Source organism: Pedococcus sp. P2_A3 (genome assembly GCF_056405035.1).
Genome location: NZ_JBFUCW010000002.1, coordinates 71,784 through 85,501, shown reverse-complemented (window position 1 = coordinate 85,501; position 13,718 = coordinate 71,784). Strand labels below are relative to the sequence as shown.

Genomic DNA, 13,718 nt, shown 5'->3' with positions numbered 1-13,718 from the left:
CGCAATGGCACGCACGCAGGGCCGCAAGGTCCCCACCCTGTTCATCATCGGCGGAGCAGAGGACCGGGTCGGCAAGGCAACCGTGCTGCGCCGGTTCGTGCGGCTGGCCGGTGGCAAGCGCTCCCGGATCGTCCTCATCCCCACCGCCTCCTCGTTCGAGAGCGAGGTCGTCGAGTCGTACGTCGAGGTGTTCACGCGTCTCGGGGCCCCGGAGATCTCGGTGGTGAACCCGCCCAGCCGCGTGTCGGCCCACGACCAGGAGCTCGTGGCCCTGCTCGACCAGGCCACCGGCATCTTCATGAGCGGTGGCAGCCAGCTCAAGCTCAGCCAACGGTTCCCGGGCACCCCGCTCGGTGACGCCCTCGCGCGGGCCCACGACCGAGGCACCGTCATCGGCGGCACCTCGGCGGGGGCGTCGATCATGAGCCAGTTCATGATCTCCATGGGTGAGGAGGGCGTCACCCCCAGACAGCGCTACGGCCAGCTCACCGCAGGGCTGGGGCTGATCGACGGCGTGATCATCGACCAGCACTTCGCCCAACGGTCCCGCTACGGCCGGCTCATGTCGATGGTGGCGGCCTCCCCCAACCTGATCGGCGTCGGCATCGACGAGGACACCGCCATCGAGGTCCGCGACCGCAGGTACTTCACCGTCCACGGCAGCGGCGTCGCCTTCGTCCTGGACTGCCGCAGCGCCGACTCCGACGCGCCTGACGCGCGACGCGGGGCGCCCCTCATGGTCTCCGGTGCAGTCGTGCACTCCCTGCCCGCAGGCGCTACGTTCGACCTCTCCGAGGTTCGCCTCGTCGACTTCGTCGAGAAGCACCCCGATGTCGCGGTGGCCCTCGCGACGGCCAAGGCCTGACCCCCGCCTCGCACTGCCCGACCCGCAAGGAGATCCCATGGCAGATCGCCCCACCCCCACCGGTCCTGCTGCGCCCGAGCTGACGATCGTCGAGTCCCGCGTCTACCGCGGCGGAAACATCTGGTCCTACAGCCCGGCGATCCACCTCGTCGTCGACCTCGGCGTGCTGGAGGCCTACCCGACCGACACGATCGACGGATTCACCGACCGACTGGTCGAGCTGCTGCCCAACCTGGCGAACCACACCTGCTCGCGAGGCGTGAAGGGCGGCTTCATCGACCGGATGCGCGAAGGCACCTGGCTGGGGCACGTCGCCGAGCACGTGGCCCTGCAGCTGCAGCAGGAGGCAGGGCACGACCTGCGCCGCGGCAAGACGCGGGCCGTCAAGGGCCAGACCGGCCTCTACAACGTCATCTACGACTACACCGACGAGGCCGTCGGTCTGGCCGCCGGCACACTCGCCGTGCGACTGGTCAACCACCTCGTGCAGGCCGAGGAGGGCTTCGACTTCCATGAGGAGCTCGACGTCTTCCTGCGCCGCGCGCAGCGCACGGCGTTCGGTCCCTCCACGGGCGCCATCATCGAGGAGGCGATCTCGCGCGACATCCCGTACATCCGCCTCAACTCGGCCTCCCTCGTGCAGCTCGGTCAGGGCGTCCACGCCCAGCGCATCCGGGCGACGATGACCTCGAAGACCGGTGCCCTGGCCGTCGACATCGCCAGCGACAAGGACATGACGACGCGGTTGCTCGGATCTGCAGGGCTGCCCGTCCCCAAGCAGGAGACGGTGAGCACCGCCGACGGCGCGGTCGCAGCCGCCAAGCGGATCGGCTACCCCGTGGTCGTCAAGCCGCTCGACGGCAACCACGGTCGCGGCGTCTGCCTCAACCTGACCTCGGAGGACGCCGTCCGGGCCAGCTTCGCCATCGCCGAGGGCGAGTCGCGCCGCGGCTACGTCATCGTCGAGTCACACGTCACCGGCCGCGACTACCGCTGCCTGATCGTGGGTGGCCGTATGCAGGCCATCGCCGAGCGGGTCCCGGCACACGTCATCGGAGACGGCACCCACACCGTCGCCGAGCTCGTGGAGATCACCAACGCCGACCCGCGGCGAGGTGTCGGTCACGAGAAGGTGCTCACCCGGATCAAGGTCGACGACGCGGCCATCGGGCTGGTGCGAGACCAGGGCTTCGAGCTCGACGACGTGCCGCCCAAGGAGCACATGGTCAAGCTTGCCCTCACCGGCAACATGTCGACCGGCGGCATCTCGGTCGACCGCACCTTCGACGCCCACCCCGACAACGTCGAGATCGCCGAGGAGGCGGCTCGGATGATCGGGCTCGACGTCGCCGGGATCGACTTCATCTGCCCCGACATCGCCTCCCCCGTCCGCGAGACCGGTGGCGCGATCTGCGAGGTCAACGCCGCACCCGGCTTCCGGATGCACACCCACCCGACCATCGGCGAACCGCAGTTCATCGCCAAGCCCGTCGTCGACCTGCTCTTCCCGCCGGGGTCGCCCTCGCGGGTCCCGATCGTCGCTGTCACGGGGACGAACGGGAAGACCACGACCTCGCGCATGATCGCCCACATCTTCAAGGGAATCGGTCACAAGGTCGGCATGACCTCGACCGACGGCATCGTGATCGACGAGCGGCTCGTCTACAAGGCCGACGCGTCCGGCCCGAGGTCGGCACGGATGGTCCTCCAGAACCCCCGGGTCGACTTCGCGGTGATGGAGGTGGCGCGCGGCGGCATCCTGCGCGAGGGTCTGGGCTACGACCGCAACGACGTCGCCGTCGTCACCAACGTGGCCCCTGACCACCTCGGGATGAAGGGCATCGACACGCTCGCCCAGCTCGCCGACGTCAAGGCCGTCGTCGTGGAAGCGGTGCCCCGCAACGGTTTCGCCGTGCTCAACGCCGACGACGAGCTCGTCCGCAAGATGCGTCGGCGCTGCTCCGGAGGCATTGTCTGGTTCTCGTTGCAGCCACCCGGCAGCAAGGTGCGCGAGTTCATCGAGGACTACTGCCGACGCGGCGGGCGGGCCGTGGTCCTCGACCACACCGACCGCGGCGACATGATCGTCATCAAGCACGGACGCCGGTCCATGCAGCTGGCCTGGACCCACCTGCTGCCGTCGACCTTCGGTGGCACCGCCAAGTTCAACGTCGCCAACGCCATGGCCGCTGCCGGGGCGGCGTTCGCGGCGGGCGCCGGCCTGCACGAGATCCGTCAGGGCCTGCGCACCTTCACGACGAGCTACTACCTGTCCCCCGGACGCATGAACCTCGTCAACGTGCACAACGTCGACGTGTTCGTCGACTACTGCCACAACGCCCCCGGCATGCGCGTGCTCGGCGAGTTCGTGGAGGGGTATGCCGCGCAGAAGGCCGGTCAGTCCGACCTCGGCAAGGTCTCGCGCATCGGCATGATCTCCACCGCAGGCGACCGCCGGGACGACGACATGCGCGAGCTCGGGGCACTGGCCGCGCGTCACTTCGACGTGGTGGTCGTGCGCGAGGACGAGCGCAAGCGCGGTCGTCCTGCCGGCCAGACCGCTGACCTCATCGCCGAGGGCGCCAAGGGTGAGATCGGCAAGGAGGGCGTGCGTTGTCGCCAGGTCGAGATCGTCCTCAACGAGGTCGACGCGGTGCGGCACTGCATGGCTCGCGCGAACCCTGGCGACGTCGTGGTGCTCTGTGTCGACCAGCACGCCGAGGTCCTGGGCGAGCTCGAGCAGATGACCCAGCACGCCCAGGCGGGTGCCCACAACAAGGAGGGGATCGGCGACCCCGACCTCGACCCCGTCGAGATGCAGTCTGAGGCACAGCAGTCCGGTGACGACGCGGCTGCAGCAGAGGCCGCCGAGGTGGAGCCCGCCACCACCTGAGGCGGGTCAGCGGTCGCGCAGCTCCGCGGCATACGCCGAGAGCGCTCGCTGGTAGGCGAGGGCGTCCTCGTCGCCGGCGTGGTGCAGCAGGACCTCGATGAGGTCGGCCACCGAGGACGCCGCGTGTCCGCTGTCGACACCCGCGAGGGCCCGGAACGCCTCGACCGCAACGCTTCCCGGGCGTTCGACGCTGAGCTCGGTCAGCAGCGAGTAGGCGAGCTCGGGCTGGCCCGCGACGCGCAGGCTGGAGGCCAGCTGGATCCTCGCGCGGTGGCGTTGGGGCTCTCGCAGCCCGGCAGCGAGGGAGTCGCGGTAGAGCGGGATCGCGTCCTGCTCCTTGCCCGCGGCATCGAGGGCACTGGCGTGCTCGAAGACCAGGCGCGCGTCCGCCGGGCGCTGGCTGCGTAGTCGGGCCATCGCATCGATGCGCTGCTGGTCGTCGGCCAGCTCCCAGAGCTCGGCGATCTGGGCCTCGAACTCGTGCTCGCCGCGGGCAGCCACCACCTTGCGACGGATGTCCTCGGGGGTGTCGGGTGTGGCGCCCTGCTCGGCCAGCCACGACGCCACCTGGGATCGCTCGGCATGGCACATCAGCGCCACGACGTCACCATCGGAGGCGCCCGGCACCAAGGCCTGCAGCCCGCTGAGCTCCGTCTCGTAGGAATCGATGTCGGACACGCCAGCCCTGGCCAGACCCGTGCGCAGGTGCGACTCCAGCTCCTCCATCGTGCGTCCGCGCAGGTAGTGCGCCTTGTGGGCGGCGACGATGCGGTCGGCCCGGAGCCCGGCCACTTCTCCGATCGACTCGAGCAGGTCGTCGGTGCGGTCGCCGGCCAGGCCGAGCCCCAGGTGCACCTGCCCACCCGGCACCTTGAGGCCGTGGGCCACGTCCATCAGGGCCTCGAGCCCGGCCTCGTTGTGGGCGAGGTCGACGATGATCGTGATGGCCGAACCGTCGTCGCGACGCAGCGTGTAGGTGTTCATCCGGCCGGGGTTGAGCTTGTCGTCGGGGACGAAGGTGCGCAGCCCCTCGACGACCGCATCACGCGGCAGACCCAGCCCGAGCGCCGCCGCGGCACCCGCGAGGGCGTTGGCGATGTTGTGGTGCGACAGGCCGGAGAGGGTGGCTGGGACGTCGAGGATGCTGACGAGGCGGTCGGGGTCCTGACCGTTCGCGAGGACGGTGATCGACCCGTCGAGCACCGTGATGGCCCGCCCACCGAGGTCGAGGGCCTCGCGGATCGCAGGAGCGTCGGACCGCAGCGTGAACACCCACGGCTTGCCCTTGATGCCATTGCGCATCGCCCACACCCGCGGGTCCTCGCCGTTGAGCACCACCCAGCCGCCCGGCCTCGTCGCCTTGGTGATGATGGCCTTGACCTCGGCGAGCTGGTCGACGGTGTCGATCCCCTGCAGGCCGAGGTGGTCGGCCGAGACGTTGGTGACGACACTGACGTCGTTGGAGGTCACGCCCATCCCCTTGAGGAGCATCCCTCCGCGAGCGGTCTCGAGGATGCCCAGCTCGACGCCGGGGGCGGTCAGCACACCGCGTGCTCCCGCCGGTCCCGAGTAGTCTCCCGACTCGATGACTTCGCCCTGCACCACGATCCCGTCGGTCGACGACCAGGCGGTGCGACGCCCCGCCGTCATGCCGATGTGACCGAGCAGACGAGTCGTCGTGGTCTTGCCGTTGGTGCCGGTGATCGACGCGACGGGGATCTGCGGCTTGATGATGGAGGGCTTGTCGCCGGGCTCGGTACGGCCGACCGCGAGGCCTTCCTGCTCGGTGACGTCGTCGCCGTCGAGCCAGGCCCGCAGCACCGGGCCGACCCCTTCGCCGAGGGCGCGCGCCCGGGTGCGTCGGCGCCATACGAAGGCCATCACGACCGACTCGGGGGCGCTGCCCGGACGGACCCGCACCCCCAGCCGCGTGGTGCCGCTCGCAGCGGCGAGCCGGCGCACGGCCCGCTCGACGAGGCGCATGACGAACCGCTGGCGCTGCTCGGTGCCCGGGGCGCCGGGGCGCGCGCTGCGCATGCCCACCCGGGTGGCCAGGTCGGTCAGGGTCCGCTCGTCGGCTGCGAGATAGCCGGGCAGCTCGAGGCTCACCTTGATCGCCGGCTTGGCGAAGTAGAGGTTGGGCCCCTCCAGGACCCGGACCTCCGTCACCGCCACGGCGGGCTGGGTGACCGGCTGGCTGACGGGCTCGGAGACGGCGGGGGAAGACGTCATGCGGCGAGCCTAGTAGCGGCAGGAGTGGCAGTGCGGCGGGGCAGTGCGGCGGAGCAGGCGGGCAGCCGCGGTCACTGCCCCATCGCGTGCACGCCGCCGTCGACGTGGACGATCTCGCCCGTCGTGGCCGGGAACCAGTCGGAGAGCAGCACGGCGCACGCCTTCGCAGCGGGGACAGCGTCGTTGACGTCCCACCCGAGGGGCGCCCGCTCGTTCCAGGTCTCCTCGAACGTCTGGAAGCCGGGGATGGACTTGGCAGCCGTGGTGCGGATCGGGCCGGCGGCCACGAGGTTGCAGCGGACGCCCTGGGGCCCGAGGTCGCGGGCGAGGTAGCGGTTGGTGGACTCGAAGGCGGCCTTGGCCACGCCCATCCAGTCGTACACGGGCCACGCGAACTTGGCGTCGAAGGTGAGCCCGACGATGCTCCCGCCGTCCTTCATGAGGGGCAGCGCCGCGACTCCGAGGGACTTGAGCGAGTAGGCCGACGCGTGCATGGCCGTGGACACGTCCTCGAAGGTGCCCTCGAGGAAGTTGAAGGCGCCCTGAGGGGCGAAACCGATGGAGTGCAGCACGCCATCAAGCCGGTCGACGTGCTCACCGAGTCGCTCCGCGAGGCTGTCGAGGTCGTCCTGGTTGGTGACGTCGAGCTCGATCACCGGCGGGGTGGTCGGCAGCCGCTTGGCGATCGTCTGGGTGATCTTGAACGTGCGTCCGAACGACGTCAGCACCACCTCCGCTCCCTGCTCCTGCGCGATCTTGGCGACGTGGAACGCAATCGAGGAGTCCATGAGGACGCCGGTGATCAGGAGCTTCTTGCCCTCGAGCAGCATGTCGGTGCCTTTCGCTGTGTGGCGTGATGGGCTGTGTGGCGTGATGGGCGGTGTGGCGTGTGATGGGGCTGTGGGGTGGTGGCCGGGGAGGGGCTCAGTGCCCCATGCCGAGCCCGCCGTCGACGGGGATCACCGCGCCGGTGATGTATGCCGCGTCGTCGCCGGCCAGGAAGCGGACGGCCGCCGCGACCTCCTCCGGCTGGGCGAACCGGCCGGCGGGAATGGTCGCCTGGTAGGCCTTCTTGCGCTCCTCGGGCAGGTCCGCGGTCATGTCGGTCTCGATGAAGCCGGGTGCGACGACGTTGGCGGTGATGCCACGTCCACCCAGCTCCCGGGAGATGGACCGGGCCAGTCCCACGAGACCGGCCTTGCTGGCGGAGTAGTTGGTCTGCCCGGGTGAGCCGTAGAGCCCGACCACGCTGGAGATGAAGATGATCCGGCCCTTGCGTTGCTTGATCATGCCCTTCACCGCCCGCCTGGCACACCGGAAGGCTCCGGCGAGGTTGGTGTCGATGACGACGTCGAAGTCCTCGTCGGACATCCGCATGAGCAGCGTGTCGCGGGTGACCCCCGCGTTGGCCACGAGCACCTCGACGGGGCCGCCCAGGAGCTCCTCGGCCTCGGTGAAGGCCTGGTCGACGGATGCCGAGTCGGTCACCTCGCACTTGACGCCGCGCAGGCCCTCGGGTGGCTCGCCCGAACGGTGGGTGATGACCACGTTGTCGCCGGCCTCCACCAGGGCGGTGGCGATGCTGAGACCGATGCCGCGGTTGCCGCCGGTGACCAGCACGTTGCGACCTGCCATGGATGTCCTCCGGTTCTTGACGGGCTTCTCGACGACTGCGTCCGGGCCGGCGCCCACCCACGCTGCGCCTCCGTCGCGACCTTATCGACTACCCATGGGTACGCCGCATCCGAGGACGCCTATCGTGGACATGTGCCACGACTTCACCGCCACCGTCACGACGAGCCCGTCGTGCAGTCGGTCACGTCGGTGCCGGAGTCGCTGGCCGAGGAGCAGGCCGGCCGGATCCGGCGCTACCTCGTGACCATGGGCATCCGCACCGCGTGCTTCATCCTCGCGGCCGTCACCGCCACCAAGGGAGCACCGTGGTGGCTCTGGGGCAGCTTCGCCGTCGCCGCGATCCTGCTGCCGTACGTGGCCGTGGTCCTGGCCAACGCTGTGCGACCGCGGCTGCCGGGATCGTCGGCGCCGGTGACACCGCGGGGCGACGGCCCCGAGCAGATCGGCCGTTGATGGAGTCGCTGGTCTGCAGCGCGAAGGCCTGCCGCAACACGGCCACGTGGGCCCACCTGTGGAACAACCCGTCGCTGCACACGCCGGAGCGACGCAAGGTCTGGCTGGCCTGCGACGAGCACCGCACGTCGTTGGGCGAGTTCCTGTCCATCCGCGGCTTCCTCAAGGAGACCGTGGCTGCGGACTCGATCCCAGACACGGCCGGCTGACACGGCCGGCTGACACGGCCGGCTGACACGGCCGGCTGACTTTGCCTGCGTCGGTCGGTCAGCCGCCGATGGCCGACATCGGCCGGTCGGGCTGCACGAAGTCGGCCGTCCCGATGCCGTGCCCGGGGAGCTTGCGCCACATCTCGCCCTGGATGAGCGCGCCGAGCTCCTCGTCGCTGGCTCCCTCACGCAGGGGGGTGAGCAGGTCGGTCTCCTTCTGCGAGAACAGGCAGTTGCGCACCTGCCCGTCGGCGGTGAGGCGGGTGCGGTCACACGCCGCGCAGAACGGTGCACTCACGCTGGCGATGATGCCCACCGTGACGGGTCCACCGTTGACGAGGAACCGCTCGGCAGGGGCGCTGCCCCGGTCGGCGGCAGGGAGGGGCGTGAGCTCGAACCGCTCGCTGAGGCGCTCCCGGATCTCGTCGGCGCTGATCATCGTCGAGGCGTCCCAGCCATGCTGGGCGTCGAGCGGCATCTGCTCGATGAACCGCAGCTCGTAGCCACGGTCGAGGCACCACTGCAGCAGGTCGGCCACCGAGTGGTCGTTGATGCCGCGCATCGCCACGGCGTTGACCTTGACGGGGGTGAGCCCGGCCGCGGCAGCAGCCTTGAGCCCCAGCTCGACGTCGTGGAGCCGGTCGCGCCGGGTCAGGTCGGCGAACTCCTTCGGGTCGATCGTGTCGAGGCTGACGTTGACGCGGTCGAGTCCGGCGTCGGCCAGCGGCTGGGCCAGCCGATCGAGTCCGATGCCGTTGGTGGTCATGGCGATCCGGGGCCGTGGCTCGAGGGCCGCGACCCGTCGCACGACGTCGACCAGCGACCTGCGCAGCAGGGGCTCCCCTCCCGTCAGCCGGATCTGCTGGACCCCCAGCCCGACGAACACCCCGATGACACGGACGAGCTCGTCGTCGGTGAGCATCTCCGGCTTGGCCAGCCACGGCAGACCTTCGGCGGGCATGCAGTAACGGCACCGCAGGTTGCACCGGTCGGTCACCGAGACGCGCAGGTCGCGCGCCACCCGGCCGAGCTGGTCGGGCAGACCGACGGTCCCTGCTGGAGCACGCGCGTCAGCGCGCACGCTGGGGAAGGGAAGGCCGGTCATGACCCCTAGCCTAAGCCGGGTACCGTGAAGCAGTGGTCAGGGTGCTCACATCGCGTCGGTGGCTGGGTGCCCTTGGGGTCGCCCTGGCCTTCGCCGTGGCCGCGTTCTTCCTCGGGCAGTGGCAGTGGCACCGCTACGAAGCCAAGGCGGCGCGGGCCGACCGGATCCACAGCCACTACGACGCGAAGCCCCAGCCGGTGGCCGACGTGCTCAGCTCCGCTCCCCTGCCGCTGTCGCTCGAGTGGACCCGCGTCACCATGCAGGGCCGGTATGCCGCGGACGCCACCCTCCTCGTCCGGAACCGTCCGTTCAACGGCACCTACGGATACGAGGTGCTGGTGCCGTTCGAGGACGCCTCCGGCGGCACCGTGCTCGTCGACCGCGGGTGGGTGCAGAACGCCCAGACGGCCGAGACGCTCCCCGACGTCGTGCCGGCACCGACCGGGGACGTGAGGGTGACCGGATGGCTGCGTCGCTCCGAGCCGTCGCTGGGCAAGACCCTTCCGCGCGGCCAGCTCGCCAGCATCAACCTGGCGGAGGCCAGCAGCCAGGTCGGCAGGCCGCTGCTCGGCGCCTACGTCATCCTCGAGGTCGAACGACTTCCGGACGGGACGGCCCCCGCCCGGCCGACGGCCCTCGAGGCCCCGGACACCGACCTCGGCCCCCACCAGGCGTACGCGTTCCAGTGGTGGCTGGGCATGGTCGCGGGCTTCGTCCTGGTGTGGTTCGGGGCCCGGCGTGAGTACCTCGAGGGACTCGAGGAGCCGGCTGAAGGGACTCCGGTCCCGCGCAAGAAGGTCCGCATCTGGGACGAAGAGGACGGCTGAGCCGGGCAGTCCTCAGGCGGGGACGTCGCTGCTGCGGTTCTCCTGGTCGGCGAACTGCGTGGTGTAGAGGTCGTTGTAGAGCCCGCCCCGCTCGATCAGCTCACGGTGCGTGCCCCGCTCGACGATCCGACCGTTATCCACCACGAGGATCTGGTCGGCGCCGCGAACGGTCGAGAGCCGGTGGGCGATGACGATCGCCGTCCGCCCGTCGAGCGCCGTGTCGAGCGCACGCTGCACGGCAGCCTCGGACTCGCTGTCGAGGTGGGCGGTGGCCTCGTCGAGGACGAGCAGGCCGGGCCCCTTGAGCAGCAGTCGGGCCAGGGCCAGCCGCTGCTTCTCTCCCCCGGACAGGCGGTGCCCGCGGTCACCCACGACGGTGTCGAGGCCCTCGGGCAGCGACCCCACCAGCGACCACACCTGGGCGGCCTTGAGCGCCTCGACCAGCTGGTCGTCGGTGGCGTCCGGAGCGGCATACCTGAGGTTGGCGCGGATGGTGTCGTGGAACAGGTGCGCCTCCTGGGTCACCATCCCGACGGTGCGGGTCACGGACTCCAGGGTGGCCTCCCGCAGGTCGACGCCGTTGATGCGGACCGACCCGGTCGAGGGGTCGTAGAGGCGGGCCAGGAGGGAGGTGATGGTGGTCTTGCCGGCCCCGCTGGGTCCGACCAGGGCCACCAGCTGGCCCGGCTCGGCCACGAACCCGACATCCCTGAGCACGACTCCCCCACCCTTGCGGTCGCCGGTCGCGACGCTCTCGAGCGACGCCAGCGACACCTCGTCGGCCGAGGGGTAGCGGAAGGCCACGCCCGACAGCTCGACCCGGACCGGGCCCGCCGGGATCGGTCGGGCGTCGGCGCGCTCGGTGACCAGGGGCTGGAGGTCGAGCACCTCGAACACCCGCTCGAACGACACGAGCGCGGTCATGACGTCGACCCGCACGTTGGACAGCGAGGTGAGTGGTCCGTAGAGCCGCGCCAGCAGGGCGGTGAGGGCGAGCAGCGTGCCGACGGTGAGCGAACCACTGACGGCCATCAGCCCGCCGAAGCCGTAGACCATCGCGGTCGCCAACGACGCCACGAGGGTGAGGGCGACGAAGAAGATGCTGCGGTTGAGCGCGATCCGGACGCCCATGTCGCGGACCCCTGCGGCCTGCGCGGCATACTCACGGTCCTCGCGCCGGGGCTCGCCGAAGAGCTTGACGAGCAGCGCGCCGGCCACGTTGAACCGCTCCGTCATCCGGGAGCCGAGATCGGCGTTGAGGCCCATCTGGGCGTGGGTCAGCCCCGCCAGCCGTCGGCCCATGAGCCGGGCCGGGAGCAGGAAGAAGGGCACCAGGGCCAGGGACGCGAGGGTCAGCTGCCACGAGAGGGTCGCCATGGTGGCGATGATCAGCACCAGCGAGACGACGTTGCTCACGACGCTGGACAGCACCGACGTGAACGCCTGCTGGGCGCCGATGACGTCGCTGTTGAGCCGGCTCACCAAGGCGCCGGTCTGGGCGCGGGTGAAGAAGGCGATCGGCTGTCGCAGCACGTGGGAGAACACCTCGGTGCGCAGGGCATAGATCAGGCCCTCACCGATGCGGCTCGAGAACCAGCGCTCGACGAGGCTCAGCAGCCCGCTGACGACGGCCAGGGCTGCCACCACGAGGGCGAGCTCGATGACGACGCCACGGTCGCGCGGCGTGATGCCCTTGTCGATCAGCTCCTTGAGCAGCAGCGGCGTGGCCACGACCAGCGCCGAGTCGATGACGACCAGGACGAGGAACAGCCCGATCTCGCGACGGAACGGCCGGGCGTAGGACGCGACCCGGCGAGCGGTGCCGGGCGCGAGCTTGCGGTCCTTGACCGAGTCGTCACGCGTCAGCGACCGCATGGCCATCCAGCCTGAATGGCTCATCGGGCGTCTCCTCTGCTCACGGCCGTGGAACGCCGTCCGGGCGACGACGCATTCCCCATGATGGGCGCGGCCACTGACATTGCGCCCAGCGCGGAACCGCTGCTCAACCGGCCAACGACCGCGCGATGCCGTGCAGCAGCCGACCCTGCGCCTCGCGCTCGCGCCGCAGCTGGCCCTCGCGCTCCGCACCCACCGCGCTGCGCAGGAGGGGCTTGACCTCGCGCAGGGCCGCCTCCGGGGCCGCGAGGAGGGCGGCCACGAGGTCTGCGGTGGTCTCCTCGAGCGCGCCCGCGGGGACGGCCAGGTTGGCCAGGCCCATGGCCACGGCCTCGGCGGCTCCCACGAACCTGCCGGTGGCGCAGATCTCGAGGGCACGGGCCACGCCGACGAGGGCGACGAGCGGACCGGTACCGCCCAGGTCGGGCACCAGCCCCAGCGAGGTCTCGCGCATGGCGAACTGCACGTCGTCGGCCACGACGCGCAGGTCGGCCGCCAGGGCGAGCTGGAAGCCCGCGCCGATCGCGTGGCCCTGCACCGCGGCCACGACGACGGCGGGCACCTCGGCCCAGGCGGAGAAGCCACGCTGGAAGGCCTCGATGGTGTCGGCGGCGGCCTCTGCGCTCTCGGCCGCCATCGCGATCATGTCGGTCTCCCCGGGCACCCCTCCGGGGGCCAGCATCGCCCGGTCGAGACCGGCGGAGAACGACGGACCCTCCCCCCGGAGCACGACGACCCTCACGTCCGGGTCGAGGCCGGCGGCGAGGTCAGCCAGCGCCAGCCACAGGCTGGGGGTCTGCGCGTTTCGCCGCTGCGGGTGGTCCAGGCTCACCGTGAGGACGGCCCCGTCGCGGGCGACGGACAGGTGCGGGTGGGGCTGGGCTGCGTCAGTCACGCAGGCAGGCTATCCGCCCGTTCGAGCACGAGCTGTGCCGCGGCCGACGTGTGGGCCAGGGCACCCGGGACCATGGACACGCCGGCCCGGCCGCACTGCTGCGCCATCCGGTCGCGCAAGATCCCCTCGGCCACCATGAACGACACGGCCACGGTGCGCTCGACCTCGTCGGGCAGGCGTCGCAGGACCTGCTCGAGGGTCGACCCGCCATCCAGGGCCGCGACACCCCACGGGCCCCACCCCTCACGCGGGTGCTCGGCGATGGTGTGGCCCACGGTGGCGACGGCTTCGCTGTCGCTCGACCCCGCGGCATACAGCAGCACGGCGGTGGTGGGGTCCGGTGTGATTCCTTCTGCCGCGAGCAGCTCCTCCACGGCCTCGAGCAGCAGCTCGTGCGGGCCCAGCGGGGCGGCGAGCGTCACCGACGAACCCGACGCAGCCGCGAGCTCGCCCACGGCCGCGGGCACGTCGACCTTGGCGTGGTAGGCGGGCGTGACGAGCACGGGAACGACGACGACGCGTTCCCCGAGGTCGGCGCCCGCCTCGGTCGCGTTGGGCCCGTGGTGGTCGAGGTATGCCGTGTGCACCGTGCGGTGCGGAGCCAGCTCGCGCACGTGGGTGGCGAGGGTCTCGACGCCCTGGGCGTGCCGCGGGTCCGGCGACCCGTGCGCCAGCAGGACGATGTCGGTGTCGGTGGTCACGCCGTGA

The 13,718-nt window shown here is 71.0% G+C and carries 12 protein-coding genes; 5 read left to right on the top strand and 7 right to left on the bottom strand.

Annotated elements, in window-relative coordinates:
* Window positions 1-4 precede the first annotated feature (4 nt).
* Together AC1DX8_RS02400 and cphA are read left to right on the top strand one after the other, a co-directional pair.
* Window positions 5-865 carry a cyanophycinase gene (locus tag AC1DX8_RS02400; protein WP_477628305.1) on the top strand — a complete coding sequence of 287 codons (861 nt, stop codon included), beginning with the start codon at window positions 5-7 and terminating at the stop codon, window positions 863-865.
* 37 nt (window positions 866-902) lie between these two features.
* Window positions 903-3,758: a cyanophycin synthetase gene (gene cphA, locus AC1DX8_RS02395; RefSeq protein WP_477628304.1), complete on the top strand. Its 2,856-nt coding sequence runs from the start codon at window positions 903-905 to the stop codon at window positions 3,756-3,758.
* A 6-nt stretch (window positions 3,759-3,764) separates the two neighbouring features.
* On the opposite strand, the gene AC1DX8_RS02390 is transcribed toward cphA, so the two are convergent.
* From AC1DX8_RS02390 to fabG, 3 genes are all read right to left on the bottom strand, one after another.
* Window positions 3,765-5,990, bottom strand: a complete 2,226-nt coding sequence (locus tag AC1DX8_RS02390; RefSeq protein ID WP_477628303.1) for a tetratricopeptide repeat protein — start codon at window positions 5,988-5,990, stop codon at window positions 3,765-3,767.
* 71 nt (window positions 5,991-6,061) lie between these two features.
* Window positions 6,062-6,820: an enoyl-ACP reductase FabI gene (gene fabI, locus AC1DX8_RS02385; protein ID WP_477628302.1), complete on the bottom strand. Its 759-nt coding sequence runs from the start codon at window positions 6,818-6,820 to the stop codon at window positions 6,062-6,064.
* Window positions 6,821-6,914: 94 nt separating this feature from the next.
* Window positions 6,915-7,625: a 3-oxoacyl-[acyl-carrier-protein] reductase gene (gene fabG / locus AC1DX8_RS02380; RefSeq protein WP_477628301.1), complete on the bottom strand. Its 711-nt coding sequence runs from the start codon at window positions 7,623-7,625 to the stop codon at window positions 6,915-6,917.
* Between the two features lie 132 nt (window positions 7,626-7,757).
* On the opposite strand from fabG, the gene AC1DX8_RS02375 reads away from it, so the two are divergent.
* Both AC1DX8_RS02375 and AC1DX8_RS02370 read left to right on the top strand, forming a co-directional pair.
* Window positions 7,758-8,078 carry a DUF3099 domain-containing protein gene (locus tag AC1DX8_RS02375; RefSeq protein WP_477628300.1) on the top strand — a complete coding sequence of 107 codons (321 nt, stop codon included), beginning with the start codon at window positions 7,758-7,760 and terminating at the stop codon, window positions 8,076-8,078.
* Window positions 8,078-8,287 carry a hypothetical protein gene (locus tag AC1DX8_RS02370; protein ID WP_477628299.1) on the top strand — a complete coding sequence of 70 codons (210 nt, stop codon included), beginning with the start codon at window positions 8,078-8,080 and terminating at the stop codon, window positions 8,285-8,287. Before AC1DX8_RS02375 ends, AC1DX8_RS02370 begins: the two co-directional genes overlap by 1 nt.
* Window positions 8,288-8,345: 58 nt before the next feature.
* Here the strand turns inward: AC1DX8_RS02370 and moaA are convergent, their stop codons facing one another.
* Window positions 8,346-9,392, bottom strand: coding sequence for a GTP 3',8-cyclase MoaA (gene moaA / locus AC1DX8_RS02365; RefSeq protein WP_477628298.1), 1,047 nt, complete (start codon window positions 9,390-9,392; stop codon window positions 8,346-8,348).
* A gap of 32 nt (window positions 9,393-9,424) precedes the next feature.
* Between moaA and AC1DX8_RS02360 the strand changes: the two genes are divergently transcribed.
* Window positions 9,425-10,219 carry an SURF1 family cytochrome oxidase biogenesis protein gene (locus tag AC1DX8_RS02360; protein ID WP_477628297.1) on the top strand — a complete coding sequence of 265 codons (795 nt, stop codon included), beginning with the start codon at window positions 9,425-9,427 and terminating at the stop codon, window positions 10,217-10,219.
* A 12-nt stretch (window positions 10,220-10,231) separates the two neighbouring features.
* Here AC1DX8_RS02360 and AC1DX8_RS02355 read toward each other — a convergent pair whose 3' ends face one another.
* The 3 genes from AC1DX8_RS02355 to AC1DX8_RS02345 form a co-directional block, all read right to left on the bottom strand.
* Window positions 10,232-12,118, bottom strand: a complete 1,887-nt coding sequence (locus AC1DX8_RS02355) for an ABC transporter ATP-binding protein (protein ID WP_477628296.1) — start codon at window positions 12,116-12,118, stop codon at window positions 10,232-10,234.
* 103 nt (window positions 12,119-12,221) lie between these two features.
* Entirely contained in the window at window positions 12,222-13,010 is a 789-nt protein-coding gene (locus AC1DX8_RS02350) for an enoyl-CoA hydratase/isomerase family protein (RefSeq protein ID WP_477628295.1), read from the bottom strand.
* A complete protein-coding gene (locus tag AC1DX8_RS02345) occupies window positions 13,007-13,711 on the bottom strand; it encodes a sirohydrochlorin chelatase (protein WP_477628294.1) in 705 nt (234 codons plus the stop codon). The genes AC1DX8_RS02350 and AC1DX8_RS02345 overlap by 4 nt, the downstream gene beginning before the upstream one ends.
* Window positions 13,712-13,718 lie beyond the last annotated feature (7 nt).

What these genes read in the sequence shown, in the direction of transcription:
- AC1DX8_RS02400 (WP_477628305.1), top strand. Translation starts at nt 5, where the DNA reads ATGGCACGCACGCAGGGCCGCAAGGTCCCCACCCTGTTCATCATCGGC.
- cphA (WP_477628304.1), top strand. Translation starts at nt 903, where the DNA reads ATGGCAGATCGCCCCACCCCCACCGGTCCTGCTGCGCCCGAGCTGACG.
- AC1DX8_RS02390 (WP_477628303.1), bottom strand. Translation starts at nt 5,990, where the DNA reads ATGACGTCTTCCCCCGCCGTCTCCGAGCCCGTCAGCCAGCCGGTCACC.
- fabI (WP_477628302.1), bottom strand. Translation starts at nt 6,820, where the DNA reads ATGCTGCTCGAGGGCAAGAAGCTCCTGATCACCGGCGTCCTCATGGAC.
- fabG (WP_477628301.1), bottom strand. Translation starts at nt 7,625, where the DNA reads ATGGCAGGTCGCAACGTGCTGGTCACCGGCGGCAACCGCGGCATCGGT.
- AC1DX8_RS02370 (WP_477628299.1), top strand. Translation starts at nt 8,078, where the DNA reads ATGGAGTCGCTGGTCTGCAGCGCGAAGGCCTGCCGCAACACGGCCACG.
- moaA (WP_477628298.1), bottom strand. Translation starts at nt 9,392, where the DNA reads ATGACCGGCCTTCCCTTCCCCAGCGTGCGCGCTGACGCGCGTGCTCCA.
- AC1DX8_RS02355 (WP_477628296.1), bottom strand. Translation starts at nt 12,118, where the DNA reads ATGAGCCATTCAGGCTGGATGGCCATGCGGTCGCTGACGCGTGACGAC.